Here is a 9,518-nt window from a genome sequence, read left to right on the forward strand (position 1 = left end):
GCCCCGCGGCGGCGTCACATCGCGCGCATCCGCAGGTAGCGCCGGATGTCCGGGACGACCTGGGCGATGGCGGCGCCGACGGCCGCCGCGGCGGTACCGACCGCCAGCATCTTCTTCACCATGGCGAAGTGCTCCTCTCGTGTGTGACCGCGTCCGGGACCGCGCGGTCCCCGTCCTGCCGCCTGGGCAGGCCGTCCGTGCCCCCTGCCGCCCCGGCCGCCGCGCCCGCGGGCGCCGGTCCGTCCGCCGCCGCCCCCACGAGCCCGCGGACCAGCCCGACCGCTGCCGGGACCGCCGCCTCGACGGCGGGGCTCAGGCCCATGCCCTCCCCGACGTCCGCCGGTTCGCAGCCCACGACCACGACCCGGCGCGGGGGAGTGCCGCCGGTGCCCGCGCACAGCGTGCCCAGCAGGGCCAGCACCGCGTCCGGCGTCATCCGGTGCCCGTCGAGCACGGCTCCGGCGCCCGCGGCCGTACCGCACTCCCCGGCGTCGAGGACGTACAGCGTGCCGGGGGCGCCGCCGCGCGCGGTGGCGTCGACGAGCACGAGGGTGTCGTAGCCGTCCAGCAGCCGGTAGGCGAGGTCCACTCCGCGCACCCCGGCGTCCAGGACCTCGACACCCGCGGGCAGCCCGGCGCGCGGCAGCCGCCGTACGGTCTCCACGCCGAAGGCGTCGTCGCCGAGGAAGATGTTGCCGACCCCCGCGACCAGCGTCCTGGGGGGAGCGGAGCACGCCGCGGTCATGCGTCCTCCAGCGGGCTGATCTCGTCCGGCTGGAAATACAGGAACCGGCCCTGCTCGCGCCGGATGTCCGCGCCCGGGTCGCCGTCGACGGTCACCGCGAGGTGCACCCCGCCGTCCACGTCGTGCAGCACCGCCTCGACCAGCGCGCCGCGGCCGTGCAGGAAGAGGTCCTGCGCGTCGGTGCGGCGCAGTCCCGGCCGCAGCACGACCCGGCTGCCCGCGCCGACCTCGCGGCCGGCGACCAGGACGCGGTCGGTGTCCGGATCCACGGTGCGGTCCCCGCCCGGGTCCCACCACGGGGTGCCGGGCTCCCCCAGCAAGTCCGCCTCGCCCGACGGGGTGCCGGGACCGGTGACCTCGCGCAGCGAGCGCACCGCGCCGTGCAGCCGCTCCAGGACCTCCGGCGGCATCGAGTCGGCGAGGTCCACGACGGCGGCGGCGCGCGGGTCCGTGCCGCGGGCCTCGCGCTTCTCCCGGTCGGTCAGCGTCGCCGTGCGCAGCGTCAGGATCTCGTCGATCTCCAGCGCGTCGTACAGCGCGCCGGGGCTCTCCGGCGCCACGGCCGGGTGGTCCTCCAGGATGATCGGCGAGGCCAGCACCACGTCCGCGCCGCCGTCCCGCCCGGCGAGCACCGGCCAGGACCGCACGTTCCCGCAACTGCCGGCCGCGGCCCTGGCCCATTCCGGAGGGTCGGTCAGCGACAGGAAGCGGCCCGCGTCAAGACCGAGCATCAGGTGGGCGGAGATCAGCGCCCGCGGCAGCGCAGCCGTACGGTCGGCGTCCGCGGCCGGAGCCGTCCGCGCGGTGTTGTCCACCGCGGCGGTGAGCCGCAACGCCGCGTACGGGCCCGGCAGCTCGGCCGCGGTGAGCGTGACGCGGCCGTGCAGCGGCTCGCGGGTGTGCACCAGCCGGCCCACGAGCCGCCCGTACTCGTGGACGTCCTCGCTCTCCTCGCGCCCCGCGACGGTGAAGTCCGCGGTGTGCCCGGCGGCGAGCTCGGTCACCGGCACCTCGATCGTGACGCGCTCCTCCACGCCCTCGTCCCACGCGGTGAGCACCCGGTCGGCCAGTTCCAGCTCGCCGGTGTCCGCGAAGCCGCCGCCGGGCAGCGCCCGCTGCACCCGGCGCCGCCGGGCGTGCAGGAACCGCAGCTCGGCGTGCAGGACGGCACCGCGCCGCGGCTCCATCAGCACCTCGGTGCGCTGGAAGGAGTGCTCGCCGCTCGCCTCGCCCCAGCCCGGCGGCGCGAGCACCCCGAACTGCCAGCGCAGCCTGTTCTTCGCCGCCGACGCCCGGTAGGGGTAGAGGACGTAGCCCTCGAAGAGCACGGCGTCCGCCACCGCGCGGGCCGCCGCGAAACGATCCCCGGCGTCCGTCGCCGTCATCAGGCCGCACCGCCCGCGACGACGTCCCGGTCCGCCGCGGCGAGCAGCGACTCCACGGCGGCCTCCCACGAGGGCAGCGCGTGCCGGGAGCGGTAGGCCAGCAGCGCGTCCATCGCCGGGCGCGGCAGCCGCAGCCACCCGCAGCCGGGGAAGTGCTGCTCGACCATCTCCCGCCACACCGCGACCGGCATGCGGTACGCCGCCTCGCGGTCCCACGGCACCGGCTCCACCCGGAAGCCGCCGGGCCCGGTGAAGGCCGTCCCGGCGAAGAGCACCAGCAGCGGCACCTCGCCGTCCTCCAGCGCATCGAAGTAGCGCGTCGCCGCCACGTCCATGTCGTACGTGCACGGCACCGGCAGGTCCACCTCGGTCTCGCCGGTGAAGCCCGGCACCACCAGCGACACCTGCGCGAACTGCAGCGGCAGCAGAGTGCGGCCCCAGCGCGACCGCACGCCGAACAGGTCGGCCAGGCCCGCCGCCTCGCCCGCCGAGTAGCCGCGCCGGGCCGGCTCGATCCGGAACTGGCAGCGCAGCGCCATCGCGTGCACCCTGGTGCCGGGACCGGCGGTCACCCGCAGCCGGAAGACCAGCGTGGGACCGGCGGCGTAGCGGTCGGCGCGCACCCCGGTGCACGCGAAGGAGAAGCCCGTCACGCGGCGCCCCCCAGGTACGGCCGGGCGCGCCCGGCGACCGAGGCGAAGAAGTCGTCGAGCGCGGCCCGGGCCTCGGCGCCGCCGTCGAAGCCCTGCCACAGCAGCCGCATCCGGCCGACGAGTTCGTAGCAGGCGTCGATCGGGACGAGGTAGCAGGCGCAGCCGCCGTCCTCGCGTCGCAGCAGCAGCGCCTCGACGTCCGGCTGGAGCAGGGCGGCGAGCCGGGTGCGGTCCAGCACCTCCTGCCAGGACGCCGGGTCCAGCTCGCTCTCGGTGGCGCCCGCCGGGCTCGGGTAGAGGGCGACGAAGCGGTCCAGGGCGGCGTTGCGGAAGAAGAACACCACCCCGACCGGGATGCGCAAGCGCTCCCAGGCCGCGTCGTCCACGGTGTGGCCGGGGTCGGCGAGCCAGCGGTCCGGCACGGTGCGGAAGCGGCCGTGGGCGGAGGCGGGGTTCTCGAAGAGCATCGCGCACGCCGGGCACGCGCAGGCCAGCGTGCGCCGGTCGGTGTCCACCAGGTGGCGGTGCCCGGCGCCCAGCCCGGCCCCGCACAGCTCGCACCGCTCGGGCCGCGGCGGGGCCGGCGCGGTGAAGCGCCGCAGTCCCGAGGGCCGGCCCGGGGTGTCCTGGCCGACCGTCATGAGGCCCCCGGCGAACCCGCCGCGCCGGGCGGCGGCCCGATCTGCAGCAGCACCGGCTCTCCCGGCCCCGCGGCCTCCAGCTCCACCCGGGTCACCTCGGCGGCGAAGCAGGCCAGCGCGTCCTCCACCGCCCGCCGCCCGGCGTCCCCGGCGGAGGCCCCGCCGGAGCAGCCGCACCCGCCGGACGAGCCGGCGGCCCGCAGCCGCAGCACGCCCGTGTCCGCGTCGAAGCCGGCCAGCTCGACCGGCCCGCCGGGCAGCCGGCCCAGCGCCCGCGCGATGCGCTCCGGGAGGTCCTCGGGGTGCAGGTCGTGCAGCACGAACATGCCGGAGACCAGGTCGTCGCCGAGCAGCGCCTCCACCGCCCGCGGGCCCTGCCGCCGGGCCAGTTCCAGCACCCGGGCGAGCCCGGCGCCGTAGAAGTCCATGAGCGTGCGCACCAGGTCCTCGGCGGCCTCGCACGCCGCGCGGTCGCCGGTGGCCGCGAGCCGGTCGAGGACGTCCTCGACGCGCCGCCCGGCCGCCTCGGCGTCCCGTACGGGAGCCTGCGCCGGGGCGGTCATCCGCCCATCCCGCTCAGCCCGGTCGGCACGTGCATCGTCTGCACCGTCTTCCCGCCGCCGACGTACATGTGCACCCCGCAGGGCAGGCACGGGTCGAAGCTGCGCACCGCGCGCATGATGTCGATGCCCTTGAAGTTCTCCGGCGGGTTCTCCTCGAAGATCGGCGTGTTCTGCACCGCGTCCTCGTACGGGCCCGGGGTGCCGAAGCTGTCGCGCGTGCTGGCGTTCCACGGGGTCGGCGGGTAGGGGTGGTAATTGGCGATCTTGCCGTCGCGGATCACCATGTGGTGCGACAGCACCCCGCGCACCGCCTCGGTGAAGCCGACGCCCAGGCCCTCGTCGGGCACCTCGAACTTCTCCCAGGTCTGCGTGCGCCCGGCGCGCACCTCGGCCAGGCCCTGCTCGGCGAAGTGCAGCGCGACCGCGGCCGCGTAGGCCTGGAAGTACGTGCGGGCGCGGTTGCGCTCCAGCGCGTTGCTCCACTTCGGGATCTTCCACTCGAAGCTGGTCTCCGGCTTGGTCATGGTCCGCGGCAGATTGATGACCACGCTGTGCCCGGTCGCCTTGACGTAGCCGATGTCGACCAGGCCCGACAGCGCGGTCGACCACAGCCGGGCGATGGGGCCGCCGCCGGTGTCGAGCGCCAGGTGGTCCTTGCCGTCGAACCAGCGCGGCGACATCACCCAGCTGTACTTGTCGTCGAAGTCCCGCTTCTGCGGCGCCGGGATGGTGTGCTGGTTCCACGGGTGCCGCGGGTCGACCGGGTTGCCCAGCGGGTCGTGGGTGACGAACCGCTCCTGCCCCTCCCAGTCCTGGTAGTAGGAGCTGCCGAGCAGGATGCGGATGCCGAGGTTGATCTCGGTGAGGTCGTTGGTGACGAGCTTGCCGTCCACGATCACCCCGGGCGTGACGAACATCCGCCGGCCCCAGTCCGACATGTTGCGGTAGGTGAAGTCGCAGTGCTCGGGGTCGTTGAGCGCGCCCCAGCAGCCCAGCAGCACCCGGCGGCGGCCGACCTCCTCGTAGCCGGGCAGCGCCTCGTAGAAGAAGTCGAACAGGTCGTCGTGCAGCGGAACCACGCGCTTCATGAACTCCACGTAGCGCATCAGCCGGCTGAGGTAGTCGGTGAACAACTGCACCGAGGCGACCGTGCCCGTACCGCCCGGGTAGAGGGTGGAGGGGTGCACATGGCGCCCCTCCATCAGGCAGAACATCTCCCGGGTGTAGCGGCTCACCTGGAGCGCCTCGCGGTAGAACTCGCCCTCCAGCGGGTTGAGCGAGCGCATGATGTCGGCGATGGTGCGGTAGCCGTGCTCGGCGGCGTGCGGCGCCTCGGTGCGCTCGGCCAGCTCCAGCACGCCGGGGTTCGTCTCCTTCACCATGCGCTCGCAGTAGTCGACCCCGACCAGGTTCTCCTGGAAGATGTTGTGGTCGAACATGTACTCCGCGGCTTCGCCCAGGTTGATGATCCACTCGCCCAGGTGCGGTGGCTTGACCCCGTAGGCCATGTTCTGCGCGTAGACGGAGCAGGTCGCGTGGTTGTCGCCGCAGATGCCGCAGATCCGGCTGGTGATGAAGTGCGCGTCCCGCGGGTCCTTGCCGCGCATGAAGACGCTGTAGCCGCGGAAGACCGACGAGGTGCTGTAGCACTCGGCGACCTTCTTCTGCTTGAAGTCGATCTTCGTGTGGATGCCCAGGCTGCCCACGATCCGGGTGATCGGGTCCCAGGACATCTCCACCAGGCCGCTGCCGTCCCCGGCCGCCTTCGTCGTCGGTGATGCCATCGTCTTGTGCCGTGCCCTTCGTGGAGCGGTCGGGAAAGTCGTGCGGTCAGTGCGGTACGGGCCCGGTCACCACGGGGGCCGGTAGCCGGTCGTGAGCTTCTCGCGGGGCCCGCGCCACTTCGGCTCGGCGTCCACGGTGTGCTGGGTGACCTTGCGCAGCCGGCGGATGAGCGAGCCGTACGCGCTGCTGGCGGTGACGGACACGGTCGCGCCGGGCGGTTCGTCCATGAACGGCATGAACTTGTCGGGGAAGCCCGGCATCGTGCACGCGATGCAGATGCCGCCGACGTTGGGGCAGCCGCCGATGCCGTTCATCCAGCCGCGCTTGGGCACGTTGCACTTCACGACCGGCCCCCAGCAGCCCAGCCGCACCAGGCACTTGGGGGAGTCGTACGTCGTCGCGAACTGCCCCTGCTCGTAGTAGCCCGCGCGGTCGCAGCCCTCGTGCACGGTCGCGCCGAACAGCCATGCCGGGCGCAGCTGCTCGTCCAGCGGGATCATCGGGGCCGCGCCCGAGGCCTGGTGCAGCAGGTAGACGAGCGTCTCGGCGAAGTTGTCCGGCTGGATCGGGCAGCCGGGCACGCACACCAGCGGGATGCCCGCGTGCGACTTCCAGTCCCATCCCAGGTAGTCCGGCACACCCATGGCGCCGGTCGGGTTGCCGGCCATCGCGTGGATGCCGCCGTACGCCGCGCAGGTGCCGATCGCGACGACCGCGAGCGCCTTGGGCGCCAGCCGGTCGATCCACTCGCTCGTCGTGATGGGCTGGCCGGTCTCGGGGTCGTCGCCGAAGCCGCACCAGTAGCCCTCGGGCTTGATCGCCTCGTTGGGGATCGACCCCTCGACCACCAGCACGAACGGGTCGATCTCGCCCCGCTCGCCCTTGAAGAACCACTCGATGAACGTGTCCGCGCCCTGCACGGGCCCGCACTCGAAGTCGATCAGCGGCCAGTGCACCTCGATCTTCGGCAGCCCCGGCAGCACGCTGAGCGCGATCTCCTCGATGCTCGGCTGCGTGGCCGCCGTCAGCGACACCGAGTCGCCGTCGCAGCTGAGCCCCGCGTTGATCCACAGCACGTGGATCGGTTTGTCGTCCTGGCCTGCGGTGCCGGCTTCCGTCTCCGGTGGCGAGGTCGTCATGGGGAATCCTCCTCTGGGCGCGGGGACGAAACCCGCATGTCAGACACCACTGTTCCGCCGCCCACCGCCGGCTGCGACATCTGGCTGCGCCATTCCGGGGGCGGCCGCGTCCGGCAGCGGCGGCCGCGGCTGCTTGCGGACGAAGGCCGCGCGCAGCGCGTGGTAGGGCGCGGCCGGGTCGTGGAAGATGCGGTGCATCACCGCCAACTCCGCCTCTCGGTACGCCGCGAGCGGCCGTACCGCCTCGTCCCGCTCGCGCGCCGCCTTCTTGCGGGCGATCCGCCCCTGCGTGCCGCCGCCCGACGCCAGCCGTACGGCCTGCCGCGCCACCACGCCCCGGAAGTCCTGCGGGGCCGCCGCGACCACCTGGTCCACCAGCCCCGTCCGCAGCGCCGCCGCCGCGCTCACCGGCTGCGCGCGCTCGGTCAGCCGGCGGGCCGCCGCGGCGCCCACCCGGCGCGGCAGCGAGTACGTCCAGAACTCCGAGCCGTACAGGCCCATCAGCCGGTAGTGCGGGTTGAGCACCGCGCCCGTGCGGCACCACACCTCGTCCGCGGCGAGCGCCAGCATCACCCCGCCGGCCGCCGCGTTGCCGCCGAGCGCGGCGACCACCAGCCGGTCGGTCGTGGTGAGCACGGCCTCGACCAGGTCGTCCATCGCCGTGAGGTTCGCCCAGGACTCCGCGGCCGGGTCGGCGGCGGCCTCGATGACGTTCAGATGGATGCCGTTGCCGAAGAAGTCCCGCCCGCCGCCCAGCACCAGCACCGACGTGGGCCGCGCGCACGCCTGACGGTAGGCGGCCAGCAGCCGCGCGCAGTGCGCGGTGCTCATCGCGCCGCCGGGGAAGGAGAACTCCAGGAAGCCCGCCCGGCCCTCCTCCCGGTAGCAGATGTCCTTCCACTCGTGCTCCGGCCCGTCCGGCGCCGCGGGCAGCTCCGGCAGGCCGGCGGTCCGGCCGGCCAGCGCGACCGCCGCGGGCAGCTTGACCCCGGCCGTGCGCCCGCCGCGCCCGCGCGGGGCGCGCAGCTCGGGGATCCACACCGCGCCGTCCGCGGTGGCCCGGCACACCGCCCCGGCGCGCGTGGCGAGCAGCTCGCCGGGCGGGCCGGTGAGCGCGCCCTCCGGGTGGCCGCCGTGCAGGTACCAGTCCTCGCCGAGCAGCCGGTCCAGCACGCCGGGCCGCGAGTCGGCGGCCCGCAGCTTGCGCAGCACCGCCGCCGTGCCGTCGGCGGCCCAGTCGATGCGCCGCCGCTCCTGGCGCAGGTACGGGCGGGTGACCACCGCGTCCGCGGGCTGCGGCAGCGGCCGATAGGTGCCGGACGCGAAGCGGGTGACGGCCAGCAGCACGGCGTCCAGGGCCGCGTCGGCGACCTCGCCGCGGTAGAGGTCGCTCTTCCCGGCCGCCGGCAGGTCGCAGCCCGCGGTGGCCCACACGTCGCCGCCGTCCATCTCGGCCGTCGCCCGGAGCACCGTCACGCCCCAGCGGCGCGCGCCCTCCTGGAGCGCCCAGTCCAGCGAGGACGGCCCGCGGTCGCCGACCGGCCCCGGGTGCACGACCAGCGTCGGCACCGCCTGCCACACGTCGTCCGGGACCGCGGTGGTCAGCATCGGCGCGAGCAGCAGCTCGGGCCGGTGGTCCCGCACCGCGTCGCGCAGCGCCGCGTCGCGCACCTCCGGGCCGCCGGCGGCGAGCACGAAGGCCGTCCGGTGCCCGCGGTCCCGCAACTCGGCCTGCACCCGCTGCGTGAGGCTGTTGAACGCGCTGGCGACCAGCAGGATGCGCACGGGCACCTCCGGGGGGGGGTACGAGCGGGACGCCCGCGACGCTACGGCCGCGGCGCCACCGCTCCCGGCGCCCCGCCCGTGCGGTCACACGAATGCCCCCGCCGCGTTCGCCCGGGTGCCGCACTCCCGGCGGCACACCCGCTCGGCGTCGCGCGCCCCGCCCCGGGCGGCCGTGGCCGGACTCCGCGCCGCCGCCGGGCAGCGCGCTCGCGGCGGAAGGCGGGACCGGCCTCCGGCCGCGGCGCCGGCTCCTGGCGGCAGGGGCCCGAACCGCCGCCGTTCGGGGCGCAGTTGCCCGGCCGGGCCGTCCCGGGCGCGTGTTACGTTGGCGCCATGGACGCAGCAGGCCACGGCACGGCAGTGCACCGCTCGGAAGGCACGGGCGCGGGCGGTACGGCGGAAGCGGCCCTGCACGGGGCGTTCACCGTCGAGCTGGACCTCGCGGCCCCGCGCTCCCGGGTCTTCCAGGCCTTCGCGGACGCGCCGCTGCGGCGGCGCTGGTTCCGGCTGCCTGGCCCGTCGGCCACCGCGGAGCACGAGCTGGACTTCCGGGTCGGCGGCGGCGAGTCCGCCCGCAACGTCTTCGTCTCCGGCGACATCGAGGAGCGCCTCGCCTACCGCTCCCGCTTCCTCGACATCGTCCCGGACACCCGGATCGTCCACGCCTACGGCACCGAGGTCGACGGCCTGCGGCGCTGGGCCTCGCTGGTCACCGTCGAACTCTCCGACGCCCCCGGCGGATCGCGGCTGACGTGGACCGAGCAGTACACCTACCTCGTGTGGACGGGCGACGGCGCCCAGGACATCGCGCACCTGCGCGGC

At 75.0% G+C, this 9,518-nt stretch carries 10 protein-coding genes; 1 reads left to right on the forward strand and 9 read right to left on the reverse strand.

Going from position 1 to position 9,518, the window contains the following annotated elements; all coding sequences use genetic code 11:
* Positions 1 to 14: 14 nt before the first annotated feature.
* The 9 genes from IH54_RS48090 to IH54_RS0115605 all read right to left on the reverse strand — a co-directional run bounded on the left by IH54_RS48090 (position 15) and on the right by IH54_RS0115605 (position 8,696).
* Positions 15 to 122, reverse strand: coding sequence for a DUF6893 family small protein (locus tag IH54_RS48090; protein ID WP_398183529.1), 108 nt, complete (start codon positions 120 to 122; stop codon positions 15 to 17).
* On the reverse strand, positions 116 to 745 hold the full coding sequence (locus IH54_RS0115570; RefSeq protein ID WP_078862231.1) for a hydrogenase maturation protease: 630 nt from the start codon (positions 743 to 745) through the stop codon (positions 116 to 118). The genes IH54_RS48090 and IH54_RS0115570 overlap by 7 nt, the downstream gene beginning before the upstream one ends.
* Positions 742 to 2,130, reverse strand: coding sequence for a hypothetical protein (locus IH54_RS0115575; protein ID WP_031517099.1), 1,389 nt, complete (start codon positions 2,128 to 2,130; stop codon positions 742 to 744). Before IH54_RS0115575 ends, IH54_RS0115570 begins: the two co-directional genes overlap by 4 nt.
* Entirely contained in the window at positions 2,130 to 2,783 is a 654-nt protein-coding gene (locus IH54_RS0115580; RefSeq protein WP_031517101.1) for a DUF6084 family protein, read from the reverse strand. The genes IH54_RS0115575 and IH54_RS0115580 overlap by 1 nt, the downstream gene beginning before the upstream one ends.
* Positions 2,780 to 3,424 (reverse strand): DUF5947 family protein, encoded by a 645-nt coding sequence (locus IH54_RS0115585; RefSeq protein WP_031517103.1) that lies wholly within the window; start codon positions 3,422 to 3,424, stop codon positions 2,780 to 2,782. Before IH54_RS0115585 ends, IH54_RS0115580 begins: the two co-directional genes overlap by 4 nt.
* Positions 3,421 to 3,987, reverse strand: a complete 567-nt coding sequence (locus tag IH54_RS0115590) for a hypothetical protein (RefSeq protein WP_031517105.1) — start codon at positions 3,985 to 3,987, stop codon at positions 3,421 to 3,423. The genes IH54_RS0115585 and IH54_RS0115590 overlap by 4 nt, the downstream gene beginning before the upstream one ends.
* The gene (locus IH54_RS0115595; protein WP_031517107.1) at positions 3,984 to 5,771 is read right to left on the reverse strand and encodes a nickel-dependent hydrogenase large subunit; all 1,788 of its coding nucleotides are present in this window, start codon (positions 5,769 to 5,771) and stop codon (positions 3,984 to 3,986) included. The genes IH54_RS0115590 and IH54_RS0115595 overlap by 4 nt, the downstream gene beginning before the upstream one ends.
* A gap of 66 nt (positions 5,772 to 5,837) precedes the next feature.
* Positions 5,838 to 6,911 (reverse strand): hydrogenase expression protein HypE, encoded by a 1,074-nt coding sequence (locus tag IH54_RS0115600; protein WP_031517109.1) that lies wholly within the window; start codon positions 6,909 to 6,911, stop codon positions 5,838 to 5,840.
* 39 nt (positions 6,912 to 6,950) lie between these two features.
* Positions 6,951 to 8,696: a hydrogenase maturation protein gene (locus tag IH54_RS0115605; protein WP_052397482.1), complete on the reverse strand. Its 1,746-nt coding sequence runs from the start codon at positions 8,694 to 8,696 to the stop codon at positions 6,951 to 6,953.
* 333 nt (positions 8,697 to 9,029) lie between these two features.
* On the opposite strand from IH54_RS0115605, the gene IH54_RS0115610 reads away from it, so the two are divergent.
* A partial coding sequence (locus tag IH54_RS0115610) for an SRPBCC domain-containing protein (protein ID WP_078862237.1) occupies positions 9,030 to 9,518 on the forward strand: 489 nt, incomplete at its 3' end.

Source organism: Streptomyces sp. NRRL F-5123 (assembly GCF_000721495.1).
Classification (GTDB): Bacteria; Actinomycetota; Actinomycetes; order Streptomycetales; family Streptomycetaceae; genus Actinacidiphila.

Coding starts and splice junctions, on each gene's coding strand:
- IH54_RS48090 (WP_398183529.1), bottom strand. CDS start 122: ATGGTGAAGAAGATGCTGGCGGTCGGTACCGCCGCGGCGGCCGTCGGC.
- IH54_RS0115570 (WP_078862231.1), bottom strand. CDS start 745: ATGACCGCGGCGTGCTCCGCTCCCCCCAGGACGCTGGTCGCGGGGGTC.
- IH54_RS0115575 (WP_031517099.1), bottom strand. CDS start 2,130: ATGACGGCGACGGACGCCGGGGATCGTTTCGCGGCGGCCCGCGCGGTG.
- IH54_RS0115585 (WP_031517103.1), bottom strand. CDS start 3,424: ATGACGGTCGGCCAGGACACCCCGGGCCGGCCCTCGGGACTGCGGCGC.
- IH54_RS0115590 (WP_031517105.1), bottom strand. CDS start 3,987: ATGACCGCCCCGGCGCAGGCTCCCGTACGGGACGCCGAGGCGGCCGGG.
- IH54_RS0115595 (WP_031517107.1), bottom strand. CDS start 5,771: ATGGCATCACCGACGACGAAGGCGGCCGGGGACGGCAGCGGCCTGGTG.
- IH54_RS0115600 (WP_031517109.1), bottom strand. CDS start 6,911: ATGACGACCTCGCCACCGGAGACGGAAGCCGGCACCGCAGGCCAGGAC.